Genomic DNA, 13749 nt, shown 5'->3' on the forward strand with positions numbered 1-13749 from the left:
GCGACCCGTACCACCGCCGGTCCCGGGTCAGGGGGAACAGGGGCGGCCCGGTCAGCCGTTGCCCAGCTCCTTCCACTCCTTCTGGGCGGCGTTCAGCTCATCGGCGATCTTGTCGAGGAACGCCTTGGCCGTGACCTTGCCGAGGAGCAGCTTCTGGAACTCCGGCTCGTTGTCGGCCTTGCTGATGTTGTTCCAGTCGGGCAGGTAGTACGGCAGCTGCACGATCGTGGTCGAGCCGTCGGTCAGGGCCTTCGCGCCGAGCGCGGTCGGCTCGGAAGCGGCGATCCAGGGGTCCTTCGCCGCCTCGGTGTTGGCGGGGATGGCGCCGGCCGCCTCGTTCCACTTGCTGTTGGACTCGTGCGAGGCCGCGAACTCGATGAACTTCCAGGCCGCCGTCTTGTTCTTGCTCGCCCGGAACAGGCCCAGCCCGTCGACGGGGTTGGAGACCTGCACCCGCTGGCCGCTGTCACCCAGCGGGTTGGGGATACCGGCGAACTTGTCCGGACCCAGCGCCTTCAGGTGGTCCTGGTAGGAGCCGAGGTTGTGGCTGAGCATCCCGATGGTGCCGGTGTCCCACTGCGCGACCATCTTGGTGAAGTCGTTGTTGACGTCGGCCGACGGTGTCGTCTTCTTGAAGAGGCCGGCGTACTTCTCCAGCGCGGCGACGTTCTTCGGGTCGTTCAGGGTCGTCTTGTCGCCGTCCCAGAACTCCGTGATGCCCGACTGTCCGTACGATGCGTCGATGGCCTGGGCGATGGAGCCCGCGCCGCCGCGGATGGTGTAGCCGAACTTGTTGTCCTTGGAGTCGGTCAGCGCCTCGGCCGCCTCGTAGAACTTCGCCCAGGTGGTGGGCGCCTCCAGGCCGGCTGCCTTGAAGAGGTCGGTGCGGTACCAGGTCGTTCCGTTGTTCGCGGAGGTCGGCACGGAGTACATGTCCTCGCCCCGGCCGCCCGCGACCTTGACGCTGGCGACCATGGACTCGACGAGCTTGCCGTCCAGGGCGGATTCCTTGATCCGGTCCTGGACCGGCTCCAGCGCCTCCTGCGAGACGATGTTGGAGAGGTACGCGGTGCCGACGCCACCGACGTCCGGCAGCCCGCCGCCCGCTATCGCCGTGTCGTACTTGGACTGCACGTCCGCGATCGGGATCGGGACGTACTTGACGTCGATGTCCGGGTACTTCTTCTCGAAGTCCTTGATGATCTCGGTCCAGACGGCGGTACGCGGGCCACCGTTGTTGTCCCAGAAAGTGATCTCGCCCTTGCCGCTGCCCTCTTTCCCGGAGGTGCTGCCGTCGTCACCGCAGGCCGTGGCCGTCAGCGCGAGCACTGCCGTGAGGGAGACCGCTGCCGCGGCGCGCCCCCGGTACGTCTTCGAGATGTTCATGGTCGGCTCTTCTCTCTCGGTTCGGTCGTTGTGCTGTCGTTCGGGGGGAAGGGAGTGTCAGTACTGCGTGCGGTGGGGGGTCCAACCGTCCTCGCCCGCGAGGTAGTCGGCCACGTCGTGGTGTGCGGCGTCCTGCGCCGGAAGCTGCGGACGGTCCGCGGTGACGGCGGCGCCCGGGCCGTACGTCCGGTACTCGGCGAACCGCGCCTCCTGCCAGGGGAAGCCGCTCATGTCGGTCCAGGGGCTCGCCTTGATCGCGGCGGGCAGCAGCGTCTCGCGGACGAGGACCTGGCCGATCGCGTCGGGGTTGCCGCCCGGGTGCCAGGGCCGGCCGAGGTGGAAGGAGTCCGCGGGGGCGTCGCTGATGATCCGGCTCCGGACGATCAGGAAGCCGTACGGGTTCTCCTTCCAGGTCGAAGCGGCCGTGATGTAGCCGTTGTTGGTGTCCGAGCCGCGGCTGAGCGCCTTGATCACGGAGCGTTCGACCACGGTGGTGGCGCGCCCGTAGACGAAGTCGACGTCGCCCTCGATGTAGGAGTCCCGGATGTAGACGCGGGCCTTCTGGGTGAGGGTGGGCGTGTCGGTCATCAGGGTGTCCTGGTTGCCCAGGAAGCCGGTGTCCGTGAAGGTCAGCCGGTCTCCCGTGGTCTTCACGGCGAGGGCCTGCTCGCCGTTCAGCTCGACGGCCGCCTCGTCGAAGTCGTTGGAGAAGGTGAGGTTGCGGGCGGTGAAGTCGTGCCCTTCGACGACCAGGGTCGCGCTGCCCCACGAGCCCTGGGTGGTGCCGTCGGGCTTGAGCTCACCGGCCGGGGTATTGAAGACGACGAGGGTGTCGGAGCGGCGCGCACCGGTGCCGACGAGGGAGACGTACGGCTGGTTCCTCCCGATCCTCACGTGCTCGCGGTACGTGCCGGGGGCGAGCCGGACCGTGATCCGTCCGTCGTTGCCCGCGGGCACCGCGTCGACGGCCGCCTGCACCGTCGGGTAGTGGGCCGGGACCCGCAGGAGCGTGTCGGTGCCGATGTTCTTCTGCGGCCCCGAGTAGCGGGTGACCAGCTTCGGGACGTCGGCGGCAGGGTCCAGGGTGTACGGGTAGAAGTCGCGCGGCTCGAAGGCGGCGCCCCAGGCGTCGGTGCGCCCGGTGGTGTTCTCCAGGATCGAGCCCCGCTGGACCAGTTCGGCGGTGGCGTCGGCCTGGTAGGGGTGCTGGACGTCCTCGTAGTAGCTGTTCTCGATGACCATCTTCGTGGCGCCGCGGGCCCAGTTGCCGTACGTCCACACCGGGTCCCCGTCCGCGACCTGCGCGGAGAGGTAGTTGTTGTAGAGGTGGGCGTAGGCGCAGTTGTCGGCCGACGGGTTGCGCTGCTTGGTCCCGCTGAACCAGTTGTGGTCGATGGTGATCTGCGTCTTGACGTTCGTGGTCCAGCCGATGCCGAGCGCCTTGTTGTGGGTGTCGAAGTGGTTGTAGGAGACGGTGACGTACTCGCTGTCCTTGCGGATGTCGAGGAGCCCGTCGCCCATGTGCGTGAGGCGGTTGTGGTCGATCCAGACGTGGTCGACCGAGTCCATCTGGATGGCGTCGAAGTCGGTGGTCTTGCCGTCCCAGTCGCCCTCGACGTACGAGTCGCGGATGGTGAGGTTGCGGATGACGACGTTGCTGGTGCCGGGGTTCAGATGCAGCTCGCCGTGGACGATCTCGGCCGTGTCGCCGACACCGACGATGGTCTTGTCGGAGGTCACGTCGATGTCGCCGCCGAAGGGCTCGACGGCGATGGAGCCCGCGACCCGGATGATGTAGGGCCCCTCGGCCCCGGCGTACCTCACCAGGTCCGACTGGGTGGAGACGGTGACCACCTTGCCGCCGAGTCCCCCGGTGGTCCCGCCCGCGAGGGAGGCGAAGCCGTGCGGGGTGTCGGACCAGGTGCGGTGGTCCGCGGAGTCCCGCGCACCGGTGACGGCCGCCGCGGCGGCCGGTCCCGGTGCGCTCGGCACGAGGAGGGCGGCGGCCAGGGCGACGCCCGTGGCGAAGGTACCGGCTCTGGTGCGCTTGGTACGGAGGTGCATCGTTGCGGCTCCCATACAGGCGGTGGCAGATGTGTGGGCGGAGGTTCAGTCCGCGGTGCGGAAGGCGGTGAAGTCGGCCGTTCCGGCGGGTCCCGACCCGGCCGGCGCGGTGGCGAACAGTCCGAGGAGGGCGCCGACCCAGCGCCAGGGCGTCGCCGCGAAGACCTGCCCGGAGGGGCGGAAGCCCTCGCCGTCGCCGGTGTCCGCGAAGAAGCGGCAGCGGGCGCCGGCCGTGACCTCGACACGGAGGCGGACGCGGCCCTCCGGGGCGGGGCGGGGGTGCTCGGCGTCGCGTTCGTGTTCGGCGACGGTCTCGGCGTACCGGTGCACCAGCCGCGGCGCACCGTCGGCCCCCGCCTCCAGGCCGATCCAGCTGAACGCGTCGCCCAGTACGGCGAGTCCGGCCTTGGTGCCCGGCTCGTCGCTGTTCAGCGCGAGACCCGTCTCGACGGTGAACGTCTCGGCGGGCAGGCGCTGGACCAGCACGTTGGGCAGGGCCCGCAGGTCGTGGGCGTACGCGGTCCGTACGCAGCTGAGGCGCAGTCCGTCGTCGGCGTGCTCGACCGTCCAGCCCGACCGGGGGGCTGCCGTCCACTGCCACTGGCGGCCGAAGCGCCCGCCGGGGAAGTCGTCGTCGAAGGCGGGTGCTTCGGGCGGCTGTGCGGGGGCGAGGGGCTTGGTGTGCACGGAGACGGGTTCGCCCGCGTCCCCGATGACGGGCCAGCCCTCGTCGTCCCAGCCCATCGGCTGGAGGTGGACGACGCGCCCGTACGCTCCCTTGGCCTGGAAGTGCAGGAACCAGTCCTCGCCCTGCGCCGTACGCACCCAGCCGCCCTGGTGCGGTCCGTTGACCGGGGTACGGCCCTGGGCGAGGACGACGCGCTCCTCGTACGGGCCGAAGAAGTCCCGCGACCGGAACGCGCCCTGCCAGCCGGTCTCCACCCCGCCGGCCGGGGCGAAGATCCAGAAGTGTCCGTCGTGGCGGTAGAGCTTGGGGCCCTCGAGGGTGAACCAGCCGGGAATCCGGTCGGCGTCCACCAGCGTCTTGCCCTCGTCGAGCAGTTCGCGCCCGTCGGGGCTCATCCGGTGGCCGGTGAGCCGGTTCTTGATCCCGGACCGGGACTTGGCCCAGGCGTGCACGAGGTACGCCTCGCCGGTCTCCTCGTCCCACAGCGGGCAGGCGTCGATCAGCCCCTTGCCGGCCTTGAGGAGGTGCGGTGCGGTCCACGGCCCCCGGATGTCCTCGGCACTGATCTGCTGGATGCCGTGGTCGGGGTCGCCCCAGAAGATCCAGAACCGACCCGCGTGGTGGCGCAGGGAGGGCGCCCACACTCCGCAGTCGTGGCGCGGTACGGCGAATTCGGCGGCCGGTTCGAGGTGCTCCAGGGCGTGCCCGATGAGGGTCCAGTTGACCAGGTCACGGGAGTGCAGGAGGGGCAGCCCGGGGGCCCGGCCGAAGCTGGACGCGGTCAGGTAGTAGTCCTCCCCGTCGCGCACGACATCCGGGTCGGACCAGTCGGCGTGCAGCACGGGGTTGCGGTACGTGCCGTCGCCGAGGTCGGCGGAGCGGAGCCTCGACGGGCCGCTCATGCCGTCACGACCTTGCGGACGTACGCCTCGGCGGTGTCGCGGTCGAGGGTCCCGTCGGCGACGACGGTGACGACCCGGCGTACGACGGTGGCTCCCGCGGCGACGGTCAGCCGCCGGTCGGCGGCGAGGGAGGAGCCCACCCCGGGGTACTCGGTGCTCCGGACGAACCAGGGGTCGCGCCGGGTCTCCTCGGTCGCCCCGGCGAAGACCAGGGTCCAGCCGTCCCCCGCGAGGGCCAGCCAGTCGGAGGTGCTGCCGTGCACGGCTTCCTCGCCGTCCCGGTCGGCGCTGAACACGGCGGGGGCGGCGGGCTCCTTGGGCGCGCGCCAGAAGAAGCCGCCGTATCCGGCACCGGGGCGGCCGTTGGTCGCGGGGCTGCCGATGGAGAGACCGGTGGTCCCCCGGTTGGTGAGGGAGAAGGAGAAGTCCAGCGCCCAGGCGGTGTCGGAGAGCTCGGTGACGGCGACCGTGCGGTGCTCGCGCAGCAGTTCGGTGCCGTCGGCCTCCCAGCTGAGCTCCTCCACGAAGCCGTCCGGGTCGCGGAGTTTCCAGCCGAGGTGGCGCTGCACCCCGTGGTTGTCGAGTTCGGTGGGTCCCTGGTCGCGGACGAAGGTACGTCCGCCCCAGAAGTTGTAGCCCGCCACGTCGGGCACGGCGACGGAGGCGCCGAGGTGGTGGATGTGGTCGGCGGGCCGTTCCTCGGTGACGGGGGTGCCGGACAGGGTGGTGACGGGGTGGAGGTAGGGGCGGCCGTCGTGGGCGGCGGGCAGGTGGCTGTAGCGGCCGACGGGCCGGCCGGCGCAGCTGAGGAGTGCGGTGGTCACGGTGTACTCACCTCGCTGGGTTGCGCCCAGGGGGCGCCGAGTTCGGAGAAGAGGGTGAGGGTGTCGGCGCCCGCGGCGACCAGTGCGTCGATGCCGCGCACGATCCGCCGTCGGCCCGTGGCGGCCGTGGCCGGTTCGGTGTACCAGGCGTCGGCGGGCAGCGCGGTGGGTTCGGGGGCGGTGCGCACGGCCTCCACGACGCGCATGAACGCGCCGGTGCGGTGCGGGGGGACGAGGAGCGCGGTGCCGTGGGCGAGGTGGTCGACCAGGTTCCGCAGGAGGTCGGTCCTTCCGTGCACGACTTCCTCGGGGCCGCGGCCCGCGCGCTGGACGAGGACGCGGTCCTGCTTGTACCAGAAGGTGATCCGCCCGCGGTCGCCGTGGACGATCACATACGGTTCGTCGGCCCGTTCGGCGCAGAGGGTGACGGCGACGGTGACCGGCACTCCCCCCGTGGTGGTGATGCGGAGGCAGGAGGTGTCGTCGGCCTCGATGTCGTTGGCCCGGAACAGCTGGGTCTCGATGGCCGCCACCTCCTCGGCGGTCCCGTCGCCCGCGAGGGCGAGCGCGGTGGCGACGGCGTGGGCGAGGGGGTTAGTGAGGACCCCGTCGACCACGTCGGTGTCACCGATCCTGCGACGTCCGGCCCAGGGCGCCCGCCGGTAGTAGGCGTCGTCACGGACCCAGGCACCGGCGGCGCCGAAGCCCTGGACGGTGCCGATCGCGCCCGTGCGGACGAGTTCCCGGATGGCGGGGACGGCGTGCGAGCCGAAGGACTGGAAGCCGATCTGGCAGGCGACGCCGGCTTCCCGTACGCCGTCGGCCATCCGTGTGTAGTCGGCGTACGTGGCGGCGGGCGGCTTCTCCAGGAGGAGGTGGACGCCGCGGGCCGCGGCGGTGAGTGCCAGCTCGGTGTGGGTCTGGATCGGGGTGCAGATGACGGCGGCGCGGGCACCGGTGGAGTCGAGGAGTGCCCCGAAGTCGGCCGACTGCTCCGGGAGTTCCCCGGCGAAGGCGTCGAGTTCGGCAGGGCCGAGCGGGCTCAGCTCGCAGATCCCGGCGAGCCTGACGAGGCCCTGGTCCTGGAGGCTGCGGATGTTGGCGAGGTGCCAGCGCCCGTGGCCGCGGGCTCCCGCGAGGACGATCGGGAGGGGGGTGGCGGTGCTCATCCGGCCCTCCCCGCTCCGGCGCCGCGTGCCACGTCGGTGGCGGCGCGGGCGGCGCTGTCGACCGGTCCGTGCAGGGCGGGAGTCCAGCCGACGTCGGCGGTGAGGTCGCGTTCGCTGCCGGAGTTGTAGGCGTTGTAGATGGCCAGCAGGTCGACGGGGAAGCCGTTGAACTCGTTGCCGCTCTGCGCCAGCGCGCTGCCGTTCCAGCTCTTCAGCAGATCGGCGGCCTCGACGTGACCGGGGGTGGTGAAGGAGTTGTTCTCGGCGACGATCCGGGACTCGGTGGAGACGCCGACGGAGTACCGGTAGGCGGCGCCCTCCGGGACGACGTACCGGTTGTTGTAGAGGTGGACCTGCCCGAAGCGGACGCGCGGCGCACGCTGCACGACGGCGTCGAACTCGTTGTGGTGCAGGGTGACCCGCAGCTTGCCCCGGTCGGTGGTGACGGTGTCGCCGTTGCCGATCAGGATGGCCTTGTCGTGCTCCTGGAACCGGCTCCAGGAGACGGTGACCAGGTCGGAGCCGTTGGTGATGTCCAGCAGCCCGTCGTGGCGCAGGTAGTTGCGGCCGAAGTAGGTGGGTTCCTTCTCGTCCGGATGGCCCCGGTCGCTCGCGGTGACGTGATCGACCCAGACATGGGTGGCGCCGCGCAGCCAGAGGGTGTCGTACGCGGTCTTCCAGTCGCCGAGACCACCGGTGTTGGGCTGCCAGACGGGGAAGCAGTCGTAGGCGTCGCGGAGTTCGAGATTGCGGACGATGACGTTGTCGGCGTCCCTGACCTGGAGGCTCGCGCCCCTGAGCACGGCGGTGCGGCCGAGGCCGACGAGCGTCGTGTTGGAGCCGATGCGCAGTTCGACGCGTTCGGCCTGCCGGGCGGCGGACGCCTGGCGGGCCTCCTCCTGCGGTCCGGAGGGCTTCGCGCCGCCCCAGGTGCGGGGGTCGTACGCGGCGAGGTAGGCCGGCAGCTCGTAGCCGTCGGTGGCGTAGTCCGCGCAGCCGAGCTCGCGGCCCCGGTCGTCCGTGTTGGCGTCGATGGTCCCCGCGATGCGGATGATCTTCGGTACGGCGCTGCCGCCGTCCAGGGCCGCGACGAGCTGGGCCCGGTTGCGCACGGTGAAGACGTGGGCGTCGTCGGCGGCCGAGCCGCCGGTGGTTCCCGCGCCCTCGGCGGCCCAGCCGTCATCGGCCGCGAGGACCTCCCGGCCCAGGTCCGGTGCGAGGGCCGCGGGCGTGGCCGGGGTGGCCGCCTCGGCTCCGGGCTGGAGGGCCAGGCAGCCGACGAGCAGGACGAGCGCGGCGACGGCGCGGCGTCCGGTGCGCGGCTGCGCCGCGGTCTTGGGGGATGCGGTCATGTGCGTCAGCCCTTCACTGCGCCGGCGCTGAAGCCGGTGATCAGCCACTTCTGGATGAAGGCGAAGACGATCACCACGGGCACGGCGGCGATGACGCCGCCCGCGGCGAGCGCGCCCAGGTCGACGCTGTCGGCGCCGATGAGCGTGTTCAGGCCGACCGGGATCGTCTGCTTGTCCTGCTCGCTGAGGAACATCAGGGCGAACAGGAAGTGGTTCCAGCTGTGGACGAAGGCGAAGGAACCGACGGCGATCAGTCCGGGCCTGAGCAGCGGGAGCACGACCGCGCAGAAGGCACGGAAGCGCGAGCAGCCGTCGACCCAGGCGGCTTCCTCCAGCGTCATGGGCACGTTCTTGATGAAGCCGCTGATCAGAATGATCGAGAGCGGCAGCTGGAAGACCGTCTCGGCGATGATGACGCTCCCGAGGGAGTTGATCATCTGGAGGTTCTTGAAGATCTCGAAGAGCGGTACGAGCATCAGCGCGCCCGGGATGAACTGGGAGCAGAGGAGCGCCAGCATGAACGCGTTCTTGATCTTGAAGTCGAAGCGCGCCAGGGCGTAGCCGCCGGCCAGGGCCACCAGGGTCGTGGTGAACAGGGTGGCGATCCCGACGATCATGCTGTTCTGGAAGAAGACCGCGAAGCTGCGCTCGTTCCAGACCTTGGAGAAGTGCTCGCCCGTCATCGGCCAGGGCACCAGCGAGGTGGAGCCCGCGGGGCGTACGGCGAAGAGGAACATCCAGTAGAACGGGATGAGGGTGAAGAGCAGATAGATGCCCAGGGGCACGTAGATCTGCCAGCGCGGTACGTCGTCGAAGGCGCGTTCACGCCCGCGGCGGCGCCGCGCGGGGGGCGGCGGAGGGGTGCGTACGGTTTCCGGGGCCGTGCCCGTGTGCTTCTCGGCGAGTGCGGCAGTCACTTGTGGTCGCCTCCGAACTTGCTCAGGCGCAGATAGACGATCGAGCAGAAGAGGAGGATCACGAAGGCGACGGTGGTGAGCGCGGAGGCGTAGCCGAAGTCGTGGCCCTCGATGCCGGTGTTGGCGACGTAGAGCGGCAGGGTGGTGGTCTCGCCCGCCGGCCCGCCGCCGGTGAGGGTGTACAGCAGGTCGACGTTGTTGAACTCCCAGACCCCGCGCAGCAGGGTGGAGAGGATGATCGCGTCGCGCAGGTGCGGCAGGGTGATGTGGAAGAACTGCCGCATCCGGCCGGCGCCGTCGACCGATGCCGCCTCGTACAGCTCCTTCGACACGGACTGGAGGTCGGCGAGGATGAGGATGGCGAAGAAGGGGACTCCGCGCCAGAGTTCGGCGACCGTGGCGGCCCAGAAGACGGTTCCGGTGTCCGAGAGCACCGAGGTGCCGTACTCACCGATTCCGGCGTCCGCGAGGTAACGGCTGAAGCCGGTCGAGGAGTTGTAGAGCAGGATCCAGATGGTGCTGGTGAGCACGCCGGAGACGGCCCAGGGCGAGAAGACCATCGCGCGGGAGATGCCGCGGCCGATGAAGCTCTGGTTCACGATCAGCGCGAGGGCGAGGCCCAGCGCGAGCTGGAGCGAGACCTGGACACCGACCCACTGGGCGCTGAAGCCGAGCGTCGTCCAGAACTGGTCGTCCTCGGTGAAGATGCGGGTGAAGTTGTCGAAGCCGGCGAAGCCGTTCCGCCACGGCTTGGTGACGTTGTAGTTCTGCAGGCTGTAATAGAAGACGCTGATCACCGGGTAGGCGATGAAGCCCAGCATCAGCAGCCCGGCGGGCGCGATCAGCAGGTAGGGCAGTCGGCGCGGGCTCGCCGAGCGGCGCCGGGGCACCTTGGGCGGTGTGGCCACGGCTGCGGCTTGGGCCATGACACGTCTCCGTTCTCTCCGGTGTGCGGGTGTGGTGCGTGTAGTGCGCAAGCGCTTACCGCATGTCGTTCGGTATGCCGAACGGGGCGGCGCGCAGAATTCTCATCGGCCCGGTTCAGCCGGCGTACGGGTCGGGCACGTCTCCCTGGCGGGCCAGGAAGGCGAAGTCGCAGCCGGTGTCGGCCTGGGTGATCTGGTCCTGGTAGAGCGCCCCGTAACCGCGCCCGTACCGGTCCGGCGGCGGCGTCCACGCGGCGCGGCGGAGCTCCAGCTCCTCCTCGGAGACGTCGAGGTGGAGCAGGCGCGCCTCGACGTCCAGGGTGATCGCGTCACCGGTCCGGACGAGGGCGAGCGGCCCGCCGACGTACGACTCGGGTGCGATGTGCAGCACGCACGCCCCGTAACTCGTGCCGCTCATCCGGGCGTCGGAGATCCGCACCATGTCCCGTACGCCCTGCTTCAGCAGGTAGTCGGGGATCGGCAGCATCCCGTACTCGGGCATTCCGGGACCGCCCTTGGGTCCGGCGTTGCGGAGCACCAGCACGTGGTCGGCGGTGAGCGCCAGGTCCGGGTCGTTGATGGTGCGCTGCATCTCCTTGTAGTCGTCGAAGACGACCGCGGGACCGGTGTGACGCAGCAGGTGCGGCTCGGCGGCGATGTGCTTGATGACCGCGCCGTCCGGGCAGAGGTTGCCGCGCAGCACCGCCACGCCGCCCTCCTGGGCGAGCGGGTTGTCCCGCTCCCGGATGACGTCCGCGTCGTGCACGAGCGCCCCGTCCAACTGCTCGCGCATCGAGGTGTGCGAGACGGTGGGACGGTCCAGATGCAGTACGTCGGTGAGGCGGGCCAGGAAACCGGGCAGCCCTCCGGCGAAGTGGAAGTCCTCCATCAGGTACTTCCCGCCGGGCCGGAGGTTGGCGAGGACCGGCACGGTCCGGGCGATGCGGTCGAAGTCGTCCAGGGTGAGCTTCACCCCGGACCGGCCCGCCATGGCGATCAGATGGATGACGGCGTTGGTGGAACCGCCGAGCGCGAGGACCGTGGCGACGGCGTCCTCGTACGCCTCGGCCGTGAGGATCTTCGACAAGGTCAGCTGCTGCCAGACCAGTTCGACGATCCGGATGCCCGACTGCGCCGCCATCCGGTCGTGCCCGGAGTCGACGGCCGGGATGGACGAGGCGCCCGGCACCGTGACGCCCAGCGCCTCGGCGGCGGCCGTCAGGGTCGACGCCGTGCCCATCGTCATGCAGTGGCCGGGCGAACGGGCGAGCCCGTTCTCCAGCTCGGCCATCTCGCAGTCACCGATGAGCCCTGCCCGCTTGTCGTCCCAGTACTTCCACATGTCCGTACCGGAACCCAGGACCTCGTTGCGCCAGTGGCCCGGCAGCATCGGCCCCGCGGGGACGAACACGGTCGGCAGGTCGACGGACGCGGCGCCCATGAGCAGGGCGGGCGTCGACTTGTCGCAGCCGCCGAGCAGCACGGCCCCGTCGACCGGGTACGAGCGCAGCAGCTCCTCGGTCTCCATCGCGAGCATGTTGCGGTAGAGCATGGGGGTCGGCTTCTGGAAGGTCTCCGAGAGGGTGGAGACCGGGAATTCGAGCGGGAAGCCGCCCGCCTGCCAGACACCCCGCTTGACCGCCTGCGCACGGTCGCGCAGATGGACGTGGCAGGGATTGATGTCGGACCAGGTGTTGAGGATCGCGACGACCGGCTTGCCCAGGTGCTCCTCGGGGAGGTAGCCGAGCTGACGGGTGCGGGCGCGGTGGCTGAACGAGCGGAGCCCGTCCGTGCCGTACCACTGGTGGCTGCGCAGCCCCTCGGAGGTGAGGCGAGCGGTCATATGGACCACCCGGCGATCTGGTCGGCGACCTCGGCGCGCTGTGCGTCCGGCAGCACCCTGCTGGGCGCGCGGACGTCGCGGCGGCAGAGCCCGAGCGAGGCCAGGGCCTCCTTGACGACCGTCACGTTGTTGGCGGACTGCCGGTCGGCGCGCAGTTCCTCGAAGCGGCGGATCTGCTCCCAGACCTTCATCGCCGCCGCGTAGTCGCCGGCCCGCAGCGCCTCCAGCATGGCCAGCGAGACGCCGGGGGCGACGTTGACGAGGCCGGAGGTGAAGCCGGTGGCTCCGGTGGCGAAGTAGGAGGGCGCGTAGAGCTCGGCGAGGCCGGCGATCCAGACGAAGCGCTCCAGTCCGGCGTCCCGGGCGAAGGCGCCGAAGCGGGCCGCGTCCGGCACGGCGTACTTCACGCCGATGACGTTGGGGCAGCTGTCGGCGAGCGCGGTCAGCGCCTCGCCGCCGAGCAGCGGGTTACGGATGTACGGGACGACCCCGAGCTCCGGGACGGCCTCGGCGATGGCGCGGTGGTAGTCGGTCCAGCCGTCCTGCGAGACGTACGGGTGCACCGGCTGGTGCACCATCACCATCTCGGCGCCGGCGTCCCTGGCGTGCCGGGCCGCGTCCACGGCGGTCGGCACGTCGTGGCCGACGCCGACCAGGACCGTGGCGCGACCTGCCGCCTCGTCGATGGTCAGCTCGGTGACGGCCCGCCGCTCGTCGGGCGTGAGCGCATAGAACTCCCCGGTGTTGCCGTTCGGGGTGACGATGCGGACGCCGCCGTCGAGCAGTCGTCGCAGGAGGGCGCGGTGCGCCGTCGTGTCGATGGTCCCGTCCTCGGCGAACGGAGTCACCGGGATCGCCACGACATCTGCGAGGGCCGCCTTCAGCGGAGTGAGGTCCATGCGGACACGCCTTTCGTCGGTGTGCTGGTGGTTCACGCCGCGTCGCCCCCGTCGACGTCGTCGGGGAACGCGCGGCGCACGAACGACGCGATGTGGTCGTGCAGAGCCCCGGCAGCCGCCGCCGCGTCGTCGGCGAGCGCGAGCCGCAGGATCTCCCGGTGCTCGGCCGCCTCCCGCTCCCAGCTCGGAATGGCCGACCAGGCGACGGTCGACACGAGGGCGGCCTGATCGCGGATCTCGTCGAGCATCCGGGCGAGCAGCGGGTTTCCGCAGGGCAGGTACAGCGCCCGGTGGAAGTCCCGGTTGGCCAGCGAGCGTTCGGCCTTGTCCTGTGCCGAGTCGGCCCGTTCCAGGGCCTCCTGCGCCTCGTCGAGCGAGGCCCTGCGGGTGATGGAGCGCCGCAGCGCCTCCGGCTCCAGGAGCAGACGGACGTCGTAGACCTCACGGGCCATGGTCGCGTCGACGAGCCGTACGGTGGCGCCCTTGTACTGGCTCATGACGACGAGCCCGGTACCGGCCAGTGTCTTCAGCGCCTCGCGCACCGGGGTCTTCGACACCCCGAACTGTGCGGCGAGTTCGGTCTCCACCAAAGCCTGCCCGGGTCTCAGCTGCGCGGTGAGGATCGCGTGCTTGATCGCCTCCAGCACGTACTGGGTGCGGGACGGAATCGGGGTGGGCGCAAAAGTCATGGGTGAAGGGCTCTCGCATCTCGCGTATCGCGTCTCATATATGACGTACGAAGTACGACGCGATGAAGCTAGAGCTGTCCCGAATGTTTC

At 70.5% G+C, this 13749-nt stretch carries 11 protein-coding genes; all 11 read right to left on the reverse strand.

Annotation, left to right across the window (positions count from 1 at the left end):
* Positions 1–51 precede the first annotated feature (51 nt).
* The 11 genes from OG230_RS08260 to OG230_RS08310 all read right to left on the reverse strand — a co-directional run bounded on the left by OG230_RS08260 (position 52) and on the right by OG230_RS08310 (position 13659).
* The gene (locus OG230_RS08260) at positions 52–1386 is read right to left on the reverse strand and encodes an ABC transporter substrate-binding protein (RefSeq protein ID WP_328909479.1); all 1335 of its coding nucleotides are present in this window, start codon (positions 1384–1386) and stop codon (positions 52–54) included.
* Between the two features lie 57 nt (positions 1387–1443).
* Positions 1444–3465: a pectinesterase family protein gene (locus tag OG230_RS08265; RefSeq protein ID WP_443051514.1), complete on the reverse strand. Its 2022-nt coding sequence runs from the start codon at positions 3463–3465 to the stop codon at positions 1444–1446.
* A 30-nt stretch (positions 3466–3495) separates the two neighbouring features.
* Positions 3496–5040 (reverse strand): glycoside hydrolase family 43 protein, encoded by a 1545-nt coding sequence (locus tag OG230_RS08270; protein WP_328909481.1) that lies wholly within the window; start codon positions 5038–5040, stop codon positions 3496–3498.
* Positions 5037–5864, reverse strand: coding sequence for a PmoA family protein (locus tag OG230_RS08275; protein WP_328909482.1), 828 nt, complete (start codon positions 5862–5864; stop codon positions 5037–5039). Before OG230_RS08275 ends, OG230_RS08270 begins: the two co-directional genes overlap by 4 nt.
* A complete protein-coding gene (locus OG230_RS08280; RefSeq protein WP_328909483.1) occupies positions 5861–7033 on the reverse strand; it encodes a Gfo/Idh/MocA family protein in 1173 nt (390 codons plus the stop codon). The genes OG230_RS08275 and OG230_RS08280 overlap by 4 nt, the downstream gene beginning before the upstream one ends.
* Positions 7030–8385 (reverse strand): pectate lyase family protein, encoded by a 1356-nt coding sequence (locus OG230_RS08285; protein WP_328909484.1) that lies wholly within the window; start codon positions 8383–8385, stop codon positions 7030–7032. The genes OG230_RS08280 and OG230_RS08285 overlap by 4 nt, the downstream gene beginning before the upstream one ends.
* Positions 8386–8390: 5 nt before the next feature.
* The gene (locus tag OG230_RS08290) at positions 8391–9302 is read right to left on the reverse strand and encodes a carbohydrate ABC transporter permease (RefSeq protein WP_328909485.1); all 912 of its coding nucleotides are present in this window, start codon (positions 9300–9302) and stop codon (positions 8391–8393) included.
* Entirely contained in the window at positions 9299–10228 is a 930-nt protein-coding gene (locus OG230_RS08295; RefSeq protein ID WP_328909486.1) for a carbohydrate ABC transporter permease, read from the reverse strand. The genes OG230_RS08290 and OG230_RS08295 overlap by 4 nt, the downstream gene beginning before the upstream one ends.
* A 115-nt stretch (positions 10229–10343) precedes the next feature.
* Positions 10344–12071 carry an L-arabinonate dehydratase gene (araD, locus tag OG230_RS08300; RefSeq protein WP_328909487.1) on the reverse strand — a complete coding sequence of 576 codons (1728 nt, stop codon included), beginning with the start codon at positions 12069–12071 and terminating at the stop codon, positions 10344–10346.
* The gene (locus OG230_RS08305) at positions 12068–12970 is read right to left on the reverse strand and encodes a dihydrodipicolinate synthase family protein (protein WP_328909488.1); all 903 of its coding nucleotides are present in this window, start codon (positions 12968–12970) and stop codon (positions 12068–12070) included. The genes araD and OG230_RS08305 overlap by 4 nt, the downstream gene beginning before the upstream one ends.
* Positions 12971–13002: 32 nt before the next feature.
* On the reverse strand, positions 13003–13659 hold the full coding sequence (locus OG230_RS08310) for a GntR family transcriptional regulator (RefSeq protein ID WP_328909489.1): 657 nt from the start codon (positions 13657–13659) through the stop codon (positions 13003–13005).
* Positions 13660–13749 lie beyond the last annotated feature (90 nt).

Origin of the sequence: Streptomyces sp. NBC_00234 (assembly GCF_036195325.1) — a bacterium.
GTDB lineage: Bacteria > Actinomycetota > Actinomycetes > Streptomycetales > Streptomycetaceae > Streptomyces.

Excerpts from the sequence above, each read along its gene's own strand:
- araD (WP_328909487.1), bottom strand. The coding sequence starts at position 12,071 with ATGACCGCTCGCCTCACCTCCGAGGGGCTGCGCAGCCACCAGTGGTAC.
- OG230_RS08305 (WP_328909488.1), bottom strand. The coding sequence starts at position 12,970 with ATGGACCTCACTCCGCTGAAGGCGGCCCTCGCAGATGTCGTGGCGATC.
- OG230_RS08260 (WP_328909479.1), bottom strand. The coding sequence starts at position 1,386 with ATGAACATCTCGAAGACGTACCGGGGGCGCGCCGCGGCAGCGGTCTCC.
- OG230_RS08285 (WP_328909484.1), bottom strand. The coding sequence starts at position 8,385 with ATGACCGCATCCCCCAAGACCGCGGCGCAGCCGCGCACCGGACGCCGC.
- OG230_RS08280 (WP_328909483.1), bottom strand. The coding sequence starts at position 7,033 with ATGAGCACCGCCACCCCCCTCCCGATCGTCCTCGCGGGAGCCCGCGGC.
- OG230_RS08295 (WP_328909486.1), bottom strand. The coding sequence starts at position 10,228 with ATGGCCCAAGCCGCAGCCGTGGCCACACCGCCCAAGGTGCCCCGGCGC.
- OG230_RS08310 (WP_328909489.1), bottom strand. The coding sequence starts at position 13,659 with ATGACTTTTGCGCCCACCCCGATTCCGTCCCGCACCCAGTACGTGCTG.
- OG230_RS08270 (WP_328909481.1), bottom strand. The coding sequence starts at position 5,040 with ATGAGCGGCCCGTCGAGGCTCCGCTCCGCCGACCTCGGCGACGGCACG.
- OG230_RS08265 (WP_443051514.1), bottom strand. The coding sequence starts at position 3,465 with ATGGGAGCCGCAACGATGCACCTCCGTACCAAGCGCACCAGAGCCGGT.